19 protein-coding genes are annotated in these 21,139 nt (G+C 44.3%); 8 read left to right on the top strand and 11 right to left on the bottom strand.

Features of this window, described 5'->3' with window-relative positions:
- On the top strand, positions 1-240 hold a 240-nt coding region (locus tag L5M38_RS07180), incomplete at its 5' end, for an integrase core domain-containing protein (RefSeq protein WP_263147013.1).
- Between the two features lie 919 nt (positions 241-1,159).
- Here L5M38_RS07180 and L5M38_RS07175 read toward each other — a convergent pair.
- Positions 1,160-1,516: a DUF6547 family protein gene (locus L5M38_RS07175; protein WP_263175809.1), complete on the bottom strand. Its 357-nt coding sequence runs from the start codon at positions 1,514-1,516 to the stop codon at positions 1,160-1,162.
- A gap of 77 nt (positions 1,517-1,593) precedes the next feature.
- Complete coding sequence (locus tag L5M38_RS07170; protein WP_105251592.1) at positions 1,594-1,959, bottom strand: glyoxalase superfamily protein; 366 nt, start codon at positions 1,957-1,959, stop codon at positions 1,594-1,596.
- A gap of 162 nt (positions 1,960-2,121) precedes the next feature.
- On the opposite strand from L5M38_RS07170, the gene L5M38_RS07165 reads away from it, so the two are divergent.
- The 3 genes from L5M38_RS07165 (at position 2,122) to L5M38_RS07155 (ending at position 4,822) form a co-directional block, all read left to right on the top strand.
- The gene (locus L5M38_RS07165) at positions 2,122-2,775 is read left to right on the top strand and encodes an oxygen-insensitive NAD(P)H-dependent nitroreductase NfsB (protein ID WP_028761757.1); all 654 of its coding nucleotides are present in this window, start codon (positions 2,122-2,124) and stop codon (positions 2,773-2,775) included.
- Positions 2,776-3,109: 334 nt separating this feature from the next.
- The gene (locus tag L5M38_RS07160) at positions 3,110-3,754 is read left to right on the top strand and encodes a DNA-J related domain-containing protein (protein WP_006082872.1); all 645 of its coding nucleotides are present in this window, start codon (positions 3,110-3,112) and stop codon (positions 3,752-3,754) included.
- Between the two features lie 312 nt (positions 3,755-4,066).
- The gene (locus L5M38_RS07155; protein ID WP_263178657.1) at positions 4,067-4,822 is read left to right on the top strand and encodes a DsbA family protein; all 756 of its coding nucleotides are present in this window, start codon (positions 4,067-4,069) and stop codon (positions 4,820-4,822) included.
- A 106-nt stretch (positions 4,823-4,928) separates the two neighbouring features.
- Here L5M38_RS07155 and L5M38_RS07150 read toward each other — a convergent pair whose 3' ends face one another.
- Both L5M38_RS07150 and hemG read right to left on the bottom strand, forming a co-directional pair.
- Positions 4,929-5,456 (bottom strand): cytochrome b/b6 domain-containing protein, encoded by a 528-nt coding sequence (locus tag L5M38_RS07150; RefSeq protein ID WP_263178660.1) that lies wholly within the window; start codon positions 5,454-5,456, stop codon positions 4,929-4,931.
- Between the two features lie 107 nt (positions 5,457-5,563).
- Positions 5,564-6,085, bottom strand: a complete 522-nt coding sequence (hemG, locus tag L5M38_RS07145; RefSeq protein WP_113939252.1) for a menaquinone-dependent protoporphyrinogen IX dehydrogenase — start codon at positions 6,083-6,085, stop codon at positions 5,564-5,566.
- 476 nt (positions 6,086-6,561) lie between these two features.
- Here hemG and L5M38_RS07140 point away from each other — a divergent pair, with 476 nt between their 5' ends.
- Both L5M38_RS07140 and L5M38_RS07135 read left to right on the top strand, forming a co-directional pair.
- A complete protein-coding gene (locus tag L5M38_RS07140; RefSeq protein ID WP_173242993.1) occupies positions 6,562-7,770 on the top strand; it encodes an MFS transporter in 1,209 nt (402 codons plus the stop codon).
- A gap of 144 nt (positions 7,771-7,914) precedes the next feature.
- Entirely contained in the window at positions 7,915-8,754 is an 840-nt protein-coding gene (locus L5M38_RS07135) for a TIGR03899 family protein (protein ID WP_028761753.1), read from the top strand.
- A 105-nt stretch (positions 8,755-8,859) separates the two neighbouring features.
- Here the strand turns inward: L5M38_RS07135 and cysC are convergent, their stop codons facing one another.
- The 5 genes from cysC to cobA all read right to left on the bottom strand — a co-directional run bounded on the left by cysC (position 8,860) and on the right by cobA (position 14,641).
- Entirely contained in the window at positions 8,860-9,477 is a 618-nt protein-coding gene (cysC, locus tag L5M38_RS07130; RefSeq protein WP_263178656.1) for an adenylyl-sulfate kinase, read from the bottom strand.
- A 64-nt stretch (positions 9,478-9,541) separates the two neighbouring features.
- Entirely contained in the window at positions 9,542-11,266 is a 1,725-nt protein-coding gene (locus L5M38_RS07125; protein ID WP_173242986.1) for an SLC13 family permease, read from the bottom strand.
- A 3-nt stretch (positions 11,267-11,269) separates the two neighbouring features.
- The gene (cysN, locus tag L5M38_RS07120) at positions 11,270-12,712 is read right to left on the bottom strand and encodes a sulfate adenylyltransferase subunit CysN (protein WP_113939005.1); all 1,443 of its coding nucleotides are present in this window, start codon (positions 12,710-12,712) and stop codon (positions 11,270-11,272) included.
- An 83-nt stretch (positions 12,713-12,795) separates the two neighbouring features.
- The gene (cysD, locus tag L5M38_RS07115) at positions 12,796-13,704 is read right to left on the bottom strand and encodes a sulfate adenylyltransferase subunit CysD (protein ID WP_028761749.1); all 909 of its coding nucleotides are present in this window, start codon (positions 13,702-13,704) and stop codon (positions 12,796-12,798) included.
- A gap of 91 nt (positions 13,705-13,795) precedes the next feature.
- Positions 13,796-14,641 (bottom strand): uroporphyrinogen-III C-methyltransferase, encoded by an 846-nt coding sequence (gene cobA, locus L5M38_RS07110; RefSeq protein ID WP_263168315.1) that lies wholly within the window; start codon positions 14,639-14,641, stop codon positions 13,796-13,798.
- 442 nt (positions 14,642-15,083) lie between these two features.
- Here cobA and L5M38_RS07105 point away from each other — a divergent pair, with 442 nt between their 5' ends.
- Both L5M38_RS07105 and L5M38_RS07100 read left to right on the top strand, forming a co-directional pair.
- Positions 15,084-15,968, top strand: a complete 885-nt coding sequence (locus tag L5M38_RS07105) for a phospholipase A (protein WP_113939007.1) — start codon at positions 15,084-15,086, stop codon at positions 15,966-15,968.
- A 233-nt stretch (positions 15,969-16,201) separates the two neighbouring features.
- Complete coding sequence (locus tag L5M38_RS07100; protein ID WP_263178655.1) at positions 16,202-17,758, top strand: S41 family peptidase; 1,557 nt, start codon at positions 16,202-16,204, stop codon at positions 17,756-17,758.
- Positions 17,759-17,819: 61 nt separating this feature from the next.
- Here the strand turns inward: L5M38_RS07100 and L5M38_RS07095 are convergent, their stop codons facing one another.
- Together L5M38_RS07095 and mtgA are read right to left on the bottom strand one after the other, a co-directional pair.
- Positions 17,820-19,556: a hypothetical protein gene (locus L5M38_RS07095; RefSeq protein ID WP_263178654.1), complete on the bottom strand. Its 1,737-nt coding sequence runs from the start codon at positions 19,554-19,556 to the stop codon at positions 17,820-17,822.
- Positions 19,557-19,958: 402 nt separating this feature from the next.
- The gene (gene mtgA / locus L5M38_RS07090) at positions 19,959-20,744 is read right to left on the bottom strand and encodes a monofunctional biosynthetic peptidoglycan transglycosylase (protein WP_263178653.1); all 786 of its coding nucleotides are present in this window, start codon (positions 20,742-20,744) and stop codon (positions 19,959-19,961) included.
- Positions 20,745-21,139 lie beyond the last annotated feature (395 nt).

The following is a 21,139-nucleotide window of genomic DNA, read 5'->3' as shown; positions in this document are numbered from 1 at the left end:
AGTCGTCGCGGGAATTGTTGGGATAACGCACCAATGGAGCGTTTCTTTAGAAGTTTGAAATCTGAGTGGATACCCGCCAGTGGTTATGGGAATTTTACAGAAGCAGATAAAGAGATCACAAATTACATCACTGGATATTACAGTGAGACCAGACCCCATCAATATAATGGTGGGTTAACGCCAAATGAGTCAGAACGTTTATATTGGAATGACTCTAAAACCGTGGCCAATTTTACTTGACCACTACAATTTTAATTTCTCAAAATTTACACCGCAGTCTATATACCTAAGCCACTTTTCTGGTGTTCTATCGGAAAAAACCATCGTGCCTTCTGGAATAGCATTTGTGTAGTTTACATATAGGTGATCGAATTCTCCGAGGGATAATCCATTTGCACCAAGTATTGTGGCTATACGAGCACCCCAGTAATGAAGCAGCTTAGGAAATTTGAAAAAGCTAGAACAACTCGAAGGTAGACTCTTACCTGTCTCATATAGGGAGTCGCTAGCGTAATACCTAATATCTATTAATGCTTTTTCCATTTATATATCCGATCTCTCTTCACGCATAAGCCGCAAACAGCCGCTGCTTTGTAGTGGATTGTTTTGCGATAGCGTAGCAAAACAAGGAACGAAAAAGCCATCAGGCTGGTTTGCATTGTTATGTGTTACTCACAGAATGGACAAAATAAGTTGTTCATGAAGTCTAGTGGATCAATATTGCAGCTAGGTAGTAGAACCGTAACTCTACCGTGCTTTTGACATTCTATTTCTTGGAAGCCACCTTCTGCTTTTAAAGTACTTATTTCCAGATCGCTCCAGCCGCACCAAGGGCAACATTTTATCTCAGCTTCAGTGATAGCAGCTATTTCCTGCTCCCAGTTACACTCTCCGCAATGGACTTTGCGAATCGTTCTGGCTTCTGTGAGGTTTATTACTTTGGGTCTTTCGATCATTAAGATTCCCTTACACATAACGTTGGGTATAAGCGGATCCGCGTTAGCGAATAATAAATCAAGCCATCCATTTTAAACCAACAACATAATGCACTTTGGTTTGCCTTCAACCAGCGATTGCTTTGTTAAGTAACTGAAATCATTAAGCTGTGTGCTAGGCTATATGCAGGGTGATCACTGGAAGCGAGATATTCCGATAATACCTATTCTTGCTCCCAATTATCCCCTTCTCGGCGACAAACATAGTCATAGTAAAGGGTGGAACCAAAGGGCTGAAATTCCATCTCAATGCCGTTTTCGTAATACTGACCATTTTCGCAGTCCATTCTGTCATTAAGTCGTACTAAGGCATCATGAATACCACCACGTCTAGCATTAATAAGCATCTTGACGAGAATCTCTCTTTGCTGGACAGTTAGTGACATTAGGAACTCATTTATTTCTGAATTTTCCTGCCTGTTTGGATAGCTCCCGTCTTGCAAGACCCATTTTTCAAATACTCCATCATGTAACTGAGCAAACTCGTCAACAAAGCTTTTCCACAATTCAACTGAACTCATTTTTTCTCCTGAAAGCATAACGCAGTGCCCATGCGCGTAAACTTGTAAATGCCGCAGGCCTCGAATGCCTCACTCTGTTATGTGTCTGCTGCTTCATTAAACAAAATCCTGTTTGAAAACGGATCTGTTACAGTAAAGCAACGATCGCCCCAAGGCGCATCTTCAATACTAGGTTTGTTGTATTTATATGGCTTAGAAGTCACATGAGCAAATAATTGATCAAGTTCACTCACATTCACAAAAACCTTACAGCCAGGAGTACAGTCGCCTGAATGTTCGCTCAAGTGCAAAACAAAATTACCAAGTGAAACTTGTATATAAATCGGGTAGCCATCCTCAAAGCGATGTTCCCAATCTAATTCCATCCCCAGAAAGCCAAGGTAAAACTCTTTGGCTTTATCTTCATCAAAGATCCGCATAATTGGGATTGTCTGAAACTTCATGCCATCTACTCCATCACACATAAGCTTTGTCTAGTGCGCATAAGCACCCAGTTTCAAATTTTTTTTGAAACTAATACCTGCCTTGATCACATTGTTTTTTACTTAAACCTGCTTAAAATGCTGCCATTGAATTTGTATTCCTTAATGATTTGGAGCCGTTACATGAGTGATTTAAGTTTCTTCGCCAAAAAGCGCTACACCACTAAGGCCTTTGATCCAACTAAGACGATTCCTGCGGATAAAATAGCAGAAATCAAAACCTTATTGCAGTACAGCCCATCATCGACTAACTCACAGCCTTGGCATTTTGTGTTAGCGAGTACGGCGGAAGGTAAAGCGTTAGTTGCCCAAGCGACCGAAAACTATGCGTTTAATACCCAAAAAATTCTCGATGCTTCCCATGTACTCGTACTCTGTGCTCGTGCTCAATTAGATGAAGCACACTTACTGCAAGTGCTCGAGCAAGAAGCGAAGGATGGCCGCTTTGCTAATGAAGAAGCCAAGCAAGGCCAACATAATGGCCGTTCTTTCTTCGCGAATATGCATAAATTTGAGCTGAAAGATGCCCAGCATTGGATGGAAAAACAAGTCTACTTAGCGCTTGGCACTTTAATGCTCGGTGCAAGTGTATTAGATATTGATGCGTGTCCGATCGAAGGTTTTGATGCCACTAAAATGAATCAAGTCCTAGGCTTAAGAGAGCAAGGTCTATGTGCCTGCGTGGTTGTCGCCTTGGGTTATCACTCAGAAAATGATTTCAACGCTAAATTGCCTAAGTCTCGCTTAGATCAAGAAGTGATCTTCACCGAAATCTAGTCCTTCACTCTATGTGAAAAATAAGCATGCCCTTGATTTTATGTGATATAAACAAGGGCATCATGTCTAAAGCTAGCCCTCTCTTAACTACCTTCCCCTAAAACCTAACTGCTGTTAACGGCTTATTTACGCCGAGAAACCATCTAAAGTAGGAGTAAACAATCACGGTATTGCTCTAAAATTCATCTTTGCCTACACTTTGGCTCTGTGGCATAGTTTGCGGCTCAACTTAGTGAATGATCATTTATCGTCGCCTTTCGAGTCATATTTGTTGCAGCCCAGCGGTTTTATCGGCGCATTGGTAACACTCACAATTTAGGATGGGACAGTCAGTATGTTATTTGCCAAACCCTCACTCACTGAAGAACCTCAATCGATTCGAGTTGCAAACACTAAGGGCGATAACCCACTGATCTGGCCGTTGCTTACGGTTTTACAAGCCTCAAATCAAAGTTGGAAAATCCATCACTTAGCCACTGAATTACAAACCCAAGGGCTGATCCACCAGCTTGATGAAAATCCGGGTAACGATTTATTCAAACGTAACTTCCTACTGATGAACGCCCTGTTTGAACTGCAGGAAATATTACTGCCCAAGCAATGGCTACAAGTCAAAGCCATGGAAATTCAAATCTTCCGCTTAGTACCATCAAACGTTAACCTGCTGATAATGCAAGATACTTCCCTGCGTGAGTATTACCTCGATTGGAATAACTACGACACCAGCGAAAACGTAGTACGAGAATTACTTGAGGCATTCTGGAGCAATTATAAGAGCTATATTGGCTTAAATATCAATCTGATGAACAAAGGTAACGCGCTGCGAGTTTTCGAATTAGACGAGAGTGCTACCGCCCGTGATATCCGCAAGCAATGGCGTCGTTTAGCGCTCAAATGGCACCCAGACAGGCCCGATGGCGATGCGGCGCGTTTTCGCGAGGTGTGCGAAGCTTGGCAGTCGCTTAGGGATATTGCGTAAGAATTTAGCCAGTGATGATGCAGAACTGGGCTTTAATCAACATGCACCGACTTAGCGATGCGATCCTGTCTACAGTCCTGCCAAATCTAAGGTAAAACTTCCATTGAGATCACAGATTTAGCCTACTAGCTTCATGTCAATTCAGTCATAATTAAGCCTTTCCATTTAACCTGAACCTATGTGTCAACGCTGGCATTTTGGCTAGCTTAACTCCTAGGTTGAAGCTCACTCTATCTCTTATGTTGACCGTTGAATGTCAACGATAACAACGACTGACATTGTGAATTCAATCCCACCGAATTTGAGGAAACTATGATTAAACAATTAGCCTTGGCTGTAACCTTAGCGATTGCACCATTGAGCACCTTTGCCGCCAATTTTGTAGAAGGCACACATTACACTCAAATCTCGACCAAAGCGCCTAGCAGCGAACCAAAACTCACTGAATTCTATTCATTTTATTGCCATAACTGCTTCAATATGGAAACCAACTATTTGCCTGATATCAAGGCAAACCTCAACAAACAGATAAGTTTCGACAATAAGCATGTCGACTTTATGAATAGCGACATTGGCACCGAAGTGATGCGTTCATTAGCCGTGATCCAAAGCGTTGATAACAAAGATGCCTTAACCCATGCCATGTTTACCGCAATCCAAGGTGCAGAGGGCGCAAACGGCCACGATCATAGTGCACCTGGCCATCAGCACGAGCCGCAAATTAACAGCCGTGATGACATCAAAAAAGTCTTCGCCCAATTTGGTGTCGATGCTGCTAAATACGATGAATTAGCCGATAGCAAAAGCACTAATGAAAAGCTTTCCCTGTGGCGCACTCAGCAGAATGAATTCAAAATCGACAGCGTCCCCGCCTTTATCGTGAACGATAAATATGCGGTAAATTTAAACAGCATCAAAACCTTAGATGAGTTAATTGGGTTAATTAACTACCTTGCAGTTGAGAAAGATGCTGCCCCCGCTAAAACCTCATCGGGTGGCAGTCTAGGCTGGTTATTTCTAGTCTTCGCCGCCGCAATTGGTGTGACCCGTCAGCAACCTCTTAGCTAATTCAAAACAATTGTTGAAATAAAAAATGGCCTCCAAATTAGGAGGCCATTTTTATGCGTGTTCAATCCAAGTGATTGGTATAAGCGCTCAATATGGGTTCTGAAGTTTATTGCCGAATAAAGTCAAGAATATGGCTCGCAGCCAAGACGAGATGTAGGATCAAGAAACCAATAAAAGCCTGCGCAAAGACTTGGTGATAACCACGCCATGTCAGTGCCGTTGGCGTCCCTTGAACGATAAACCAAACTAGACCCGTAACCCCTGTAGCCACCAGCAACAGCATGCCAATACCTTCTATGGCACTAAACAGCCCTTTGCCACCAGCGACGGGGAATTTACCTTTAGTAAGTCCAACAACATCTTGCTTTAACTGTGACCAATCGCCCGCCAACCAGCCAAAGTATTGGTGCCACTTGCCACGCAAGATATTGCTGAGTAAGAAAAGAATCCCAAGCACAGTGCACGCTAAACCTAAATATACATGCAAATAATCCCAAAAACTGGCGTTATCGGGTATCCGTCGGCCCATAAAAATCCACGGACTGGAACACACGAGTAAAATAGTCAACACGACAATCCACACATGCAGTTGCGCCATAATGACTCGGCACAAGGAGCGAAGTTTAGTCATCATACTGATCATATTTAATGCTCCTTTGCCCTTGTGACTAAGACATGCATACAGCTTGCAGGGCGCGAATAGAATAGGGCTAAATGAAGCACCGAAATTTGATATCAAGCTTAAGCGTTGTGGATCTGCTCACCAAACTCAGTCACTTTCTGCCAATCCGTGTATTCAACATTGGTAACAGGGTCCGTAGGTCCTTTCGTTAACCACATGATGAAACGGATAATATTTCTATCTAAAGCGTTATAGCCTTGGTAATTCAAGTTACCCCCAAAAACGCGCAGCAATTGTGGCCGCCAAGTGGTTTTACTTAAAAATGCCTGCATGTAAGGATTGGTCTCTGGGGTGTTTTTCTCGGGTTTACGTGCCACTAAGCTGACAGAGAAAAAACCACTGACCTTATCCGTCAATACGGCTTGATGCTTTTCAATAAACTCGTACAAACTTGGGTTATGTTTACCATGGCGAATACTGGCGCCTATGATGATTTTGTCGAACTCAGTGAGCACTGGAGCGGCCTTGATATCGGCAGTAACCACTTCATTACCCAAAGCCATTAACTGCTGTGCGAGCTTTTTAGCAATCTTTTGGGTTTGGCCGTGAACACTAGAGTAAATGATAAGAATTCTTTTCAATTTAGCCTCGATTAATCCCAAGCAAAATAACAATAAGCGGCCTAGAAAAGACGATGTAGGCGACTTAATTTCGACTCTCTATGCCCGTTTGGCATATCAAATGACATCACAACGCTCAGACTAAATGCGCTAAAAGTAGCAATGGACACTCAGAGTCATTGGCATTCCAGTGGAATTTAACTTGGTATGCAAAAGTAAAATGACAATTATGATATTTCATACTAGGTGATTTACCCGCCAATTTACATGAAATAGATCACGGGCTTAGCGCCAAACACCCCAAGTATATGCGGTAGTTTTAACTGCCTCACAAAAATAACGCCTTAGGTATATTCTCGCTTTAGCGTCTTTGTAACCTAGAGAGTTAATTCGCCTAAACATTGTTACAAAATTGAAAGGGATAAGTCACACCTTATATAGCCAACCTAAGAAAAAAGCATTAGCATTTGAACACTTATCGCCTGAGTCCCTTATCCATGAAAGCTATTCAAGCAAAAGATCCTAAAGCACTCTTGCTGTGGATGACCTTTGTTATGTCGCTCGTGTTTGCCGTTTGGCAGGCATTGCTCAACAACTTCGTGATTGAGAAAGCCCAATTCACTGGTGCTGAAATCGGCATGTTACAAAGCCTGCGCGAAATCCCCGGCTTCTTGGCTTTTACGGCAATTTTTGTGCTGCTGCTCATTCGAGAACAAGCCTTCGCACTGCTCTCGCTCGCCATTTTATGTATCGGCGTAGCGGTAACAGGTTTCTTTCCTCAAGTCATCGGCTTGTATCTGACGACGGTGTTGATGTCTGTCGGGTTTCACTATTTTGAAACCATCAACCAATCGCTAACGCTGCAATGGGTCGATAAAAAAGACGCGGCGGGTTTTATGGGTAAAGCACTGGCGTGGCGTTCGGCGGCCGCTTTAGTCGGTTATGCCAGCATTTGGCTAGTAATGACTTGGTTGAAGCTAGACTACCTGCATATGTATTTGATTATAGGCGTATTAGGTCTCATCATTGTGCTAACCATAACATGGTATTACCCCAAGTTTGAGACAACGGAAATACAACACAAAAAAATCATACTGCGTAAACGCTATTGGCTCTATTACCTACTCACCTTTTTTTCAGGTGCAAGGCGGCAAATCTTTATGGTATTTGCGGGCTTTATGATGGTTGAAAAGTTTGGTTATAGCGTCAGTGAAATCACTGCGCTGTTCTTAATCAACTATGCCGTTAATCTACTTTTTGCGCCTGCTATTGGTCGTTTGATTGGACGTATTGGTGAGCGTAATGCGCTTACTGTGGAATATATCGGACTCATCTTAGTCTTTATCAGCTATGCCCTAGTCGAACAAGCCAATATGGCGGCAGCACTCTACGTCATCGATCATTTACTTTTTGCGATGGCAATTGCGATGAAAACCTATTTTCAAAAAATCGCCGACAGCAAAGATATTGCCGCCACTATGTCAGTCAGTTTCACCATAAACCACATAGCGGCTGTGATTATTCCTGTGCTTTTGGGCTTATTATGGTTAACCGATCCCGCCTTTGTATTTTACATAGGGGCGGGCTTTGCCGTATGTTCGTTAATACTAGCGCTGAATGTTCCGCGCCATCCTGAACCGGGTAATGAAACCTTATGGTCTTGGCCAACTAAAAGTGCGAAATCAATCGCTAAAGTCGTTAAATAAAACGGCATAATAACGAACCAAAGAATTGGCTTAACGAGATGCTCAAACTAAAGAGATGATCATCTAAAGTAAGCTACAACCGAATGTAAGAGTTCACTAAACCCTCACCTCAACCACAGTGCAGGCTCAAGGATTAATAACGCGATGAAGGATTCAGATATTTTACTGTTGGCAGAAGAAGGCGAGTCAGCATCCGAGGTATCCGCTCGCAAAAAAGCCCTGCTACTTGGTCGCCAATTAGGGCTCGCCAGTGAGCAAGAATATCGCCCTGCGAACGCCTCAATAGCCGAGCGAGCTCAACATAGAGCACGCAAGTTATCGAGCGAATATCAGGCCAATGTGGAAACCATTTTTGCCTTAGCCCTCAGTTATACCCACTCAGATGTCACTGGGGTCGATCTTGATCCCGATTGGAGCCATCAATTTTTCTTGATGGCGGAACAAATCCATAACCGTAAGATGCAAGATTTGTGGGCTCGGATATTGTCGAGCGAGATAGTCAATCCCGGCAACTTCAGTCTACGTACCCTAGCGCTGCTCAAGCAACTGACTCACAGGGAAGCACAAATTCTTGAAAAAGCCCTTGGCATGGCGGCTAAGGTAAATAACGAGCAGCGCCTAAAACTCATCAGTGGCTACCGCTTATCAGGTGGGATTGGCCAGTATTTCCGTAAAACCACCTCAGTCAATTTAGGCTTATCCCAGTTTGGGCTACCTTATTCCAGTATTTTGACCTTAGTCGATGCGGGAATACTTCACAGCAGTGAGTTCGAAACCGGCCTACTCAATAACAAAACACCGATTCAATTTGCCCTGCAAGGCATACAAATGAAGCTTACGCCCAAGAGCGGTAATCTGCTTTTTAGCTATTATCGCTTAACACCGATTGGTGATGAACTGGCCCAACTAGTACAGCCTAAGCCGGATCAAGAATACTTGAAGGCTCTACAGCTCTTGTTTGCTAAAGACTTTAAAATAGAATAATGATCACGTCATAAAAATAGATTATGAGTCAATGGTATAAGCAGTAAAACCCAGAAATAACAAAGGAGCTTAAAGGCTCCTTTTAAGCAAGATAAGGGCTAAATGTTAAGCTAGCGCTTTTGCCTTATCGGCATTAATGACATTGATCGCCGTTAAATAATCGATTAAGGCGCGCACTTGAGTCGCTAAATCGCCTTTGCTGGTGTCTATGGTTAATTCGGCGGCTAATGGCGCTTCATAAGGTGATGAAATACCAGTGAAATTGCTAATTTCGCCACTGCGCGCTTTCACATATAACCCCTTAGGGTCACGCTGCTCGCACACACTCAAAGGCGTAGCTACATGCACTTCAATAAACTGCCCAGCAGGAAAACGGGCACGAATACCATCACGTTCTTCACGGGTCGGGGAAATAAAGGCCGATAACACCACAAGCCCCGCATCCACCATCAATTTAGCCACTTCGCCCACACGACGCAGGTTCTCATCACGGTCTTCAACCGTAAACCCTAAATCTTTACACAGGCCATGGCGCACATTATCACCATCGAGCAAATAAGTGTGGAATCCCGCCTCAAATAACGCCCGCTCTAATGCACCCGCCAGTGTTGACTTGCCCGCGCCAGAAAGTCCGGTAAACCAAAGTAATACTGGATTTTGGCCTTTCTGCTCGGCTCTGGCGGCTTGGTCTACAGGATGTTGATGCCACACGATATTTGTCATAAAAACTCCTCAATCCCAATGTTGACTAACCGCTAACATAAGGGCAATAAACTCAAGCTAATCACTAAAATGGAAAGATGATCGGCACCATAAATATCACTATCAGGGAATACAGCACAGATAACGGCAATCCAAGGCGGACAAAGTCACTGAAGCGATAATTACCCGCATTAAACACCATCAGATTGGTCTGATAGCCGTAGGGTGAAATAAAGCTCGCGCTGGCACCAAAGACAACGGCCATAATAAAGGGCCTTGCATCGACACCGTAATTAAGCGCAATCGCGTAAGCGATAGGGAACGCCAGCGCCGCCGCTGCGTTATTGGTCACCAGTTCAGTCAGCAATAAGGTCATTAAATACACGCCGACAAAAGCGCCAAATACCCCATAACCGTTAATAACTGAGAGTAATCCTTGGGCTAAACTGTTCGCAAGGCCTGTACTCATCATCAAGTTGGCAAGCCCTAATGCACTCCCCACGATCACCACTAATTCCAATGGGAAACGGCGTTTAAGCTCAGCCAGCGTGACTGCGCCTATGGCAAAATAACTGAGCAGCAATATCACTAAACCCTTAGCCAAGGGTAATATGCCAGTGACACTCAGGATGATCGTTGCCGCAAAGCCCAGCAATACCCAACGACCACGACGACTGTCTAGACGCACATTCAAATCTAAGCCGCTAATCGCCGCAAACTCTGAACTCAGCTTTGCGCTATTGCTAAAACCATCACCTGGCGTCAATAACAACACATCACCGGGTTGCAGAATAATGTCACCGAGTCCGCCCTTCAGCGGATGATTTCCGCGGCGAATGGCCATCACAGCCGCATCAAACTGTTCACGAAAACGCGATGCTTTCAACGAACTGCCCACTAAACTGGATGACGGTGCAAGTACGGCTTCAACTAAATTTTGTCCCTTGGCTTGATGCTTACCAAACCAATCTAAACCATCGAATTGGTGCAATAACTCAACCGATTCCACCGCGCCACTAAAGCGCAGCACGTCGTCCGCTTGCAACACTAACTGGGGCGGCACAGGGCAAATACAAATGCCGCTGCGCTCTAACTCAACTAGATATAACTTTTTCAGCGCCCTAAGTTTATTATCCACCACACTGCGACCGACCAAGGACGAACCTTTCGCCACATGGGCTTCGAGCAAATATGGCAGCGCTTCTTCACCTGATTCTTCCCGTCTGTCGGGCAGAATGTTCGCCAGCAAGGTCAGTAACAAGATGCCCGCGACGACGATCACCACTGCAACTGGCGTAAACTCGAAGAACCCTAAGGCGGGTAAGCCGGCGTTTTCTACAAAGGAGTTCACAATCAAGTTGGTCGAGGTACCAATCAGGGTCAGTGTGCCACCTAAAATTGCCGCATAATTTAACGGCAATAATAACTTAGCCGGCGCGTGTGCCTGATTGCGGCGCACAACACCAATCAGTGATGCCACAACTGCAGTATTATTGGTAAATGACGACAGTAAAGCCGTCGAAAAACCGAGCTTTGCCATTGTCATAGGCAAAGAACTATTGCCTATAACTTGACTTAACTTTCCCAGCAGGGACGTTTTTTCTAACGCCGTCGCGGCCAACACCAACAGGACCAGCGTGACTAAGCCAATATTGGTAAAGCTTGTTAATGCGGTATCGAGCGCAACCATGCCAAGCAAATAACAGAGCAAAAATGCAAATAAAAACAATACCGCTGGATTGATACGGCCGCTAATTAAGCCAGCCACAAGCCCTATCAAAATAATCGCTAATAGCCACAAGTCACTCACAAATTAAGCTCCAAGCTTAGTGATATCTATCGCTTGCCAATGGGGGAAGTGTTTACGCACTAAGGCATTAAACTCGACTTCAAAGGCACTAAATTGTGATGCTGTTTGCTTGTTAACATGTTGACCCGACACCACCATCACTGCGGCAACCGTCGCATTACTCAGGCGGTCGATTAAGATCATTCCGCCCGTATCACGCACTAACGAATATGCATCAAACACTATGTCTTCGGTCAATTCTAAGGTCACACGCGCAATCGCGTTTAGCCCAAGCGTATCTGTCGCACTGCGCGCTAAGGTGTTAACGTCAACCACATAATCGATAGCAGTCACAGAAGCTTGCGTCTTCTTACCGGCCACTTTGATGTCGTATAACTGACCGAGTTGTAATGGCTTTTCATCCATCCACACGATATCAGCACTGATCACGTTAGCGACGGCAGGTGCAGAATCCGGTCTTGCCAGTAAATCGCCACGGGAAATATCAATTTCATCTTCCAGCGTGATCGTCACAGCTTGGCCAGCAACCGCTTCTTGTATGTCACCATCGAAGGTCACAATACGTTCAACCTTGCTGCGTTTGCCCGATGGCAAAGCGACTAACTCGTCACCAACATTGATAATGCCAGAGGCTAAAGTGCCTGCAAAACCGCGAAAATCTAAGTGAGGACGCGACACATATTGCACAGGAAAACGCACTGGCAATGAGCTGAGTTCACGTTGAGTATCAATGGTTTCTAGCAGTTCAAGCAGTGTACCGCCTTGATACCAGTCGCTTTGAGTGCTGCGCTCAACCACGTTGTCACCATTAAGCGCCGATAACGGCACAAAGTGGATATCGAGGTTGCCGAAATCTTTAACGAAATCCGTAAAATCGGCACGAATACGGTTGAATACTTGCTCGTCAAACCCAAGCAAATCCATCTTATTCACGGCCACAACAAAGTGACGAATACCCAGTAATGACGCGATAAACGCATGACGCTTAGTCTGAGTCTGCACGCCGTAGCGGGCATCGACTAAAATCACCGCTAAATCACAGGTCGATGCACCCGTTGCCATGTTGCGAGTGTACTGCTCATGCCCTGGCGTATCGGCGATGATGAACTTGCGCTTATCACTTGAAAAATAACGATAAGCCACATCGATAGTGATGCCCTGCTCGCGCTCGGCTTGCAGACCATCCACCAGCAAGGCTAAGTCAATGGCTTCACCTGTGGTGCCCATCTTAGCGCTGTCGCTCTTTAGGCTCGCTAATTGATCTTCATAGATCTGGGCGCTGTCGTGTAACAGACGGCCGATTAAGGTACTTTTACCATCGTCAACACTGCCACAGGTTAAAAAACGCAGTAAGCCTTTGTGTTGCTGCAGGGCTAGATATTCTTTCACACCATGGAGGGTAATTTCTGCCGCCATGAGATTGGTTTTATTGACCGCTTTGTCCATCTTATTCTCACTCTTGATCTGCTTGGCTGAAGGTCGCGCTTTACTTGCGCCACTTTCGCGAAATAGGGTTAACCCTGTAGAGATTAGAAGTAGCCTTGACGCTTCTTCTGCTCCATAGAGGCACTTTGATCTGAGTCGATCAATCGGCCCTGACGTTCGCTCGAACGGGTTAACAGCATTTCTTCAATAATCTTTTCTAGACTGTCGGCCTCAGAATACATGGCGGCCGTGAGTGGGTAGCAACCTAAGGTTCTAAAACGCACCACTGCTTCTTTAATCTGCTCGCCCTCGGCTAACTTCATCCGCTCGTCATCGGCCATGATTAACTGACCACCGCGCTCAACCACTTTACGTTTAGCAGCAAAGTACAAAGGCACTAACTCAATGTTTTCTTGATAAATATATTGCCAAATATCCAGCTCAGTCCAGTTAGATAATGGAAACACGCGAATACTTTCGCCCTTGTTCACTGCGCCGTTATAGGTGCGCCATAATTCTGGACGTTGATTTTTAGGGTCCCATCTGTGGTGACGGTCGCGGAAGGAATACACGCGCTCTTTGGCGCGGGATTTTTCTTCATCGCGGCGAGCCCCACCGAAAGCCGCATCGAAACCATATTGGTTAAGTGCTTGCTTTAAACCTTGGGTTTTCATGATGTCAGTGTGTTTCGCACTGCCATGGTCGAAGGGGTTAATTCCCTGCGCCAACCCTTCTGGGTTAATGTGCGTCAGTAACTCGAAGCCAAATTTCTTTGCCTGCGCATCACGGAACGCGATCATCTCTTTGAATTTCCACCCAGTGTCGACATGCAGTAGCGGGAATGGGATCTTGCCTGGATAAAAGGCTTTACGCGCTAAGTGCAACATAACGGAAGAATCTTTCCCGATGGAATACAACATCACAGGATTATCGAATTCGGCTGCAACTTCACGAATGATCTGGATGCTCTCAGCTTCCAGTTGTTGTAAGTGGCTTAATTCACGCCCGGCCATACTATTCTCCGTTACCTTAAATTCGCCGTGTTACCACAGCATGGATTAGCTTAATTTGTTTAACTGCTTAATAGCTTTAACTGTTTGCGGCTTAGCTTATCGACGCGACGGCCGAGACTCTAACCGATTGAGTCTGTTCATCGCTGACCTGAGTCGATTCAATCGCTTCAGGTTTGAACCAATGCAAGGTGTCACTCAGCGTGACGACTTCACCTATGATCATCAAAGCTGGCATTTGTAATTCTGGATCGGCGGCAAGCTGTTCAAGCTCACCTAAACGGCCGATAAAACGACGTTGCTCTTTAGTGGTTGCCTTTGACACTATCGCCACAGGCGTTTCAGGGCTTCGGCCCGCATCGACTAGACCTTGGCGAATAATGCCTGCGTTCAGAACCCCCATATACACGACTAAGGTATTGTTAGGATTAGCATAACCTTGCCAATCCATAGGGCGACTCTCTAACTGACAATGGCCAGTGATAAAAGTGACGCCTTGGGCATGGTCTCTGTGGGTTAGGGGAATTCCCGCATAGGCTGACGTGCCGCTGGCAGCGGTAATGCCGGGAACGACTTCAAACTCAACCCCAGCTTCGACTAAAGTTTGTAACTCTTCGCCCCCGCGGCCAAAAATAAAAGGATCGCCACCTTTAAGGCGCACCACATTTTTACGGGTGTAGGCTTTAGTGACGAGTAACTGATTAATCTCGTCCTGTGCGGCGCTATGCTTGCCCGCACGTTTACCTACGGCAATCTTCTCAGCGTCTTTGGGAATAAGATCGAGGATATCTTGGCTGACTAAAGCGTCATATAGCACTGCATCAGCAGTTTTAAGGATGCGCCATGCCTTTAACGTCAACAACTCAACGTCGCCGGGACCTGCACCCACCAGCCAGACTTTGCCTTTGGCCGCTTGGCCCGGTAAAGAGAAAATTTCCATCAGAATCCCCAAGATCACTTTAGTCTGTAGAAATATAGCGCGTCTTATATTCCATAATAAATAGATAATAATTAGTTTTTATATCATTTAGATATAAAAGAATGAGGGATCACTCACTTAAAGTGGGGAAAACCTTAGGTTTCAAAATCAAAAATGCGCTAAATCCAGGTTAACCTATTGAAATAAAAGTGACTTAATAAGATTAAGCTAATTGCATCAAATTAATTTCTGTCCGCTAAGTGCACGATTTTGGCACTATGTTATTGCCAAAAATTCTACCTAAACATGTCTCTATGGGACTAAAAATGGCTGACTACAAGATTTGTCATTAAGTGACACAGGATTTTTCCATAACCATAAATTCACTTTCTAATGTTAAGCTGGAAATAACTATCTTTGTTGAGTACGACTGACAAATAAATAAACACATCAAGGAGGGCAGATGAAACCACTTTACTCAGGTATTGCATTGGCAGGGCTATTAGCCTGTACGGACATAAATGCCGAAGAATCATTAGTAAAAGGAAGAGTAAAAGATGAACTTGCCACGGCGGATCTACCTTTTGTGATTACGCCACATAAAGTGAATTACCTTTTACCAGTTACCTACAGCCCAGATCCCAACATGGCACCTTTCACCGAAGATGCAATACTCAACCCCTATTCATTAGATGAGTTTGAGGCTAAGTTCCAAATCAGTTTTAAATTTCCTATTTGGTACAATGTGTTTGGTGATAATGGCCATTTATTTTTTGCTTACACCAATCAATCCTATTGGCAGGTTTATAACAAAGACACTTCATCACCTTTTAGGGAAACCAATCACGAGCCTGAAGTCTTTATGCTGTTTAATAACGATTGGAAAATTGGCAGTGTGACCAATTCCTTTTGGGGATTTGGTGCCGTACATCAATCGAATGGTAAAGCAGGGCCACTTTCCCGCAGCTGGAATCGACTCTATGCCACTATGATTTTTGATGCAGGCCCACTAGCCTTCTCCACCAAAGTGTGGTGGCGTATTCCTGAAGATGAAAAGACAGATCCATATAAAGCCAGCGGCGACGATAACCCGAATATTGATGACTATATAGGTAAAGCAGAGTTTATTGGCGTTTATGGTATAGATGAACATAGATTCACTTTAACCGTTAAAACCAATCTAGAAGATATCGACAGAGGCTCAGCAGAACTGACTTGGAGTCATCCTATCGTCGGCAACTTACGCTTTTATACTCAATACTTTAATGGTTATGGCGAAAGCCTAATCGATTACAATTATCACAATCAACGTATTGGTATCGGAATTTCACTCAACGATATTCTATAAGAAAGATATACCCACTTGGTCCCGCTGTTTAAGATTGTTTGGGTATATAAAGTGACTAAGTACAAAAATCGACCATAATTTGCTGCTAATCTACCAAACCTGCTGCTAAATTGCTCAGATGGACCTGAGTTTATGGCTCAGCGGGACGATTTACATTGATCCGAATGGCATTTAAGCCGATAGTCGCACACCTTTTTGTGCCCTGAAGCCGCGCCTTAACATCATGGAGGAATATGAGTTTTAGCTACCGCAGCATAGTCATGCTACTCAGTGTCATTATTTTCGCGAGCTTACTTAAGCTCGCGTTTTTCGCTGTGCCAAAAGATAACACTGCACCTATGCTTAATGCGCAAGAGGTACGCCAAGATCTCTATGCCTTATTGGATCAAATCGAGCAACACTCAGCGTTTTATGCCTTAGCGGCCGACAAAGCCAACCCGCAGCTTAAATTTATGGCTAGCCTTATTGTTGAACAGTATCAAGATATTACTCCCAATGATCGCTTTGCTGCTGAAGTCACTAAATTACTCAATACCCTCAAAGATCCAGGCGCTCAAGTGCATAACTTCGATGATCAAAGCGTCGATCTCCCGTTAACGCTAAGGCCAGTCAACGACCAATGGTTAGCCTTGGATAACGGTAATAATCCAGTCAACAACGACTTCCCCTTTATCACTCATATCGATGGTTTACCTATGAGCAAATGGGTAGCGACCAGCCAAGCCTACTTACCTGAGCCGGCAAAACAGAGCCAAGAAATGCAGTTACCTTGGCTGAAAAAACTTAACCTACTGCGCGAAGACTTAGGACTCAGCATAAAGCCCTATGTAGTCATTACGCTAATTAATGATGACCTGCAAAGCCAGCAGGTGACTCTCGCCCTGCCAAGCCATAAACCGCAAGTTCAATTAGCAACTATCAGTGAAAAAGACGAGACTCAAGATATTAATGTGCTCGAGTTTATTAACCAATTATCTCAATTTGAACGCACCGAATTTCAAGACATGCCAAATCAATTAGAGACGATCAACAATACGACGGTCAAACTTAAGATCAGCGATCTCTACGCCTTTGAATTAGATAAAGAACAACAGCAAGAACTGCTCAAAGGCATGACACATCCCTTACTGATCATTGATTTACGTGATGCCAGTGGCTTTAGTCCGAAATTATTGACTATGCTGTCGCGATATCAAGATGCGGATTTAAATAACACTTTAGCACCTAACGTGATGGGATTTGCGCACTATCGCCGCTCACCAGAGCTGAGAAATGACTATCTACAGCCGCTCAATTTTATGCCTCTGGATGCGTTAGAGTACAGTCCTCCTAGGCTCAAATCTCTCACCCGTAACTTACCCTCTGTCGATAAAGAGAAATTCAGCCCTTGGTATGTTCGCACTAAGCCTGCGGTGGCTCCTGAAGGGCGAAATCGCTTAGCGCTACTCGTGAGTCCCCATTGTCGCCAAGAATGCGAGTGGATTGCCTATCGTACTAAATCTTGGTCTAGGGCAAATTTGATTGGTGAAAAAACCTCAGGCGACTTTGCACGTCAGTATCATTTCAAACTGCCAAACAGTGGATTAAACATAAGATTCAGCAGTTCGTTAACCTATGATGCACAGGGGAGACTCCTGTCCGGTATTGGGACTGAACCGGATATTTTGCTCCCTCAGAACAGTGATATTCAATGGCAAGGGCTCGTTAGTTTAATGCGCTCCGCCAAGCCCAAAGCGCAACTTGTTCTGCCAGCACAGCACACTAAGTTGGCTCAAGCTAAGCTAAATTAAGCCAAAAAAAGAGCCAGCAATCTGCTGGCTCATTTCAAACAAATATGAGTTTACTAACGCATTACTTCTTTTCAGTCGCTTTAGAATTGGCGACTGAACCTATGACCAAGCCTTGCTTATTCACATCGAAGCTCATTTGAACTCGCATGTTGTAATCTTTAAGCATTTGCATTTCTTCAGGGATCGGCTCACCGCTCATTTCTAACAGTGTAAGCACTGGCGTAAACATCTTGCCGTAATCAGCAGACAAGCTGTACATGCCATTCGCTGACAGTTTCTCGCCTGCTAATTTGTTGGCTAAAGCTAAGCCTTTATCACCGCTATACACCACTAAATGTTGACCTTTAATCGCCAGCATTGGCTTAACACCTAACTCTGGAGGCAACATCAATATTGGAGATAAATCAGTAGCATCGCCGTTATCGGCTAATTGCACTTCAGCCAGCATAGGGGCGAAAGGTTTGACCATATTGAACAACATGGATGGGTTTTCGGCGCTGAGGCTGACTAAAGCATCTAAACTTTCTAACTTAGGCTCTTGATCTTGTGTGCTCATTTTAAAGTCGAGCAATGAAACGCTCATGCCTTTCACACCGTTAGCCATACCAGTGAACATGCCTAGCATAGCTGGGCTCTGTTGGCTCAACTCAGCCTGCAACTCTGCCAATGGTGCACAGGTCAGTTGCGGCTTTTGCAGATCATCCCAAATAGCCGTTAATGAAGGGGTAATTTCATTGATATCTAGACCTATTCCCATGGAGAAGATAGTGCTGTCGATATCCGCCAGATGCGATGGAATAAAACCACGCATCTTTTGCATTGCCGCAAGAATAGGTTGATTCTTCGTTTCGACAACAAATGAAGCCGCCATATGGCTTTCTTTTTCAGTCACAGAAAACGCCGTTAAACCAGCAACGGTACGCGGCCAGTTAGCGGCAATCGCAGTCAGTTCGGTACGACATTCCGGTGTTCTGATTTGAGCTAATGGATCTTCACCCTCACTTTCATCAGCAAAAAATTGAGTCAGTTGCTTAGCTAGCATATTGCTATCTGCAGAGGTCAATGCCTTTACAATTTCCACATGGTTAATAAAGCTAATGCTGTCATCTTTAAAACCATGGGTTTTAATAATATCTTCTAATATGCCAGAAGCGGCTAATGACTGCGGCGCCTTCTTAATACCAAATGCCATTTCTAATAACTCAGGCTCGGTAATAGAGGTGCTGAAAGTCATCGTTAATATGCCATCTTTCTGGGCAAATAGCAGTTCAGCTTTCTCTGCTGAGCTTTCATCCGATAGTGCATAAGCGCGATAATCAACATCGCCCACTTTACGCATTTCGTGGGTTACACCACTGTCTTTTTCGGCTTTATCTAATACAGCCCAAAATGCTTCGGCCTGATTAACATCAATCTTTAATACTGGCAAAGCACCTAAAGTATAAATATAAGGTTTAACTTCATCGGGGAAACCGAAGGTTTTTAACAGTAAGGCAGGATCTTTCATCCCATCCATATACTGCTGATACATGCTAACGAAGAACTTGCCCATAGGGCTATCCTGCACACCGAGTTCATCAAGCGTATTACTTGGATATTGCTGATAATTTCCAGAAATAGACTGTAAATACGCTTTTAACGGGAAGGGTTTTAACTGGCCCGAAAATATCGGCGTATCGGCAGGCACATAGTCGAGCAAAGGATTAGCAGAGGCACTAGAACCCGCGCCATTCTGCATATACCAATAACCACCAGCACCTGCTGCAATAATTGCCGCGGCAATCACAATCTTTTTCATTTAAGAAACTCCATTTAATGACATTCAATTTTATGAAAACAATACCTAAAGAACTCACCTTAGGTATTTAAATATTTATCCGCTCTTACATATCCCTTACGCAGATAATGCAAAATCAGAAAACGCAACGACTCAGCCCTACGCAATACAAACCCAGTTTAAAATGCTTAGGCTAAGCGAAACTAAGGTATAAAATTTTCCCGATAATTTAACATTAAACCGACACAGAAGCGAACAGGATAGGAGTTCGCAGCATTAAAAATGCATTAGAATTAACGTTTATTAAACATAACTCCAATCTTATTTCAATTCGGTAATAAAACATCTCAAAGTCATCGACGATTAAGCAAAGAACCCAATGACAAATTAAGCTCATCTCACTCAAACTAACTCACCAGAGCGTCATCGTGCTTCGTGGACTTTTTTAAGCGTGACGTCACCTAGCTGACGCATTTGCTTACGGATCCAAGTTGAGCGCTGCTGCACATAGGATGACGGTGGAGACACCTTATAGCGCCAAGGATTGGGTAAAATGGCTGCGAGTAATGAAGCCTCGTATTGGGTGAGTTTTGCCGCTGACTTTCCAAAATAATGCTTTGATGCCGCTTCGGCGCCGTAAATACCTGGGCCAAATTCTACAATATTTAAATACACTTCAAGAATACGCGACTTATCCCAAGTCAACTCCATCAATAACGTAAACCAAGCTTCCAATCCCTTACGAAAGAAACTGCGACTCGACCACATAAAAAGGTTTTTCGCCGCCTGCTGACTTAAGGTACTTGCCCCGCGGACTTTGCTACCTTTTTGGTTGTATTTCAGTGCCGAACTTATCGCGGCTAAATCGAATCCAGTATGCTCAACAAAACGTTGATCTTCCGCAGCAATCACAGCCAATTGTAATTCGGGAGAAATTTGCGCTAAATCGCGCCATTGATGCCTGATCTCACCGATAGGAGCAGGTGGAAATAAGGCACGTTCGATACGCCAAGTCCACATAGGAGGATCGACAAATCGTAGTAGGATCACTAATAAAATTGAGCAAATAAATGCCCAAACTAATCCCTTAAATAACCAAGACAATAAACGACGAAAACCACGCTTTCGCCTCTGAGGTGCTGGGTCACTCGACTTATTGACACTTGGACGCCTGACATGATCTCGCATCGCATATAAAGGGGCCGTCATTTATACCATCTCATCCACACACTCTCATTTCTTGTTTCTCATCTATCCAGTCAAGCCATCCCATTGCAAGGATTCTTTGGGGCAACCTAGGCTTACAGAAAATATTCTAAAGCTTTACGCGAGTTGCAAGCTGATCATGCTACGAGAGTAAAGGAAACACCAAGGATATCTTACTCGATAATCAAAGATAGGTTGAGAAATAACCATAACAAGAACAAATCACTATTGGAGATTGACTGGGGTCGACTTAACTTGACCTCGGCAGCTTTGACGACAGCTGACCGAGGTAATGATGGCTGATTAACGAGAGCTAGCAAGTCAATCAAACTGCTTGATACTCGCAGGTGCGAGTCAGGTTTTCAACGCTTTCACTGCATCCAATTAAGCCATATCGA

The sequence above is a fragment of the Shewanella sp. SM101 genome (assembly GCF_025654465.1).
GTDB lineage: Bacteria > Pseudomonadota > Gammaproteobacteria > Enterobacterales > Shewanellaceae > Shewanella > Shewanella oncorhynchi.
This window is presented reverse-complemented; position numbering and strand designations above follow the sequence as displayed.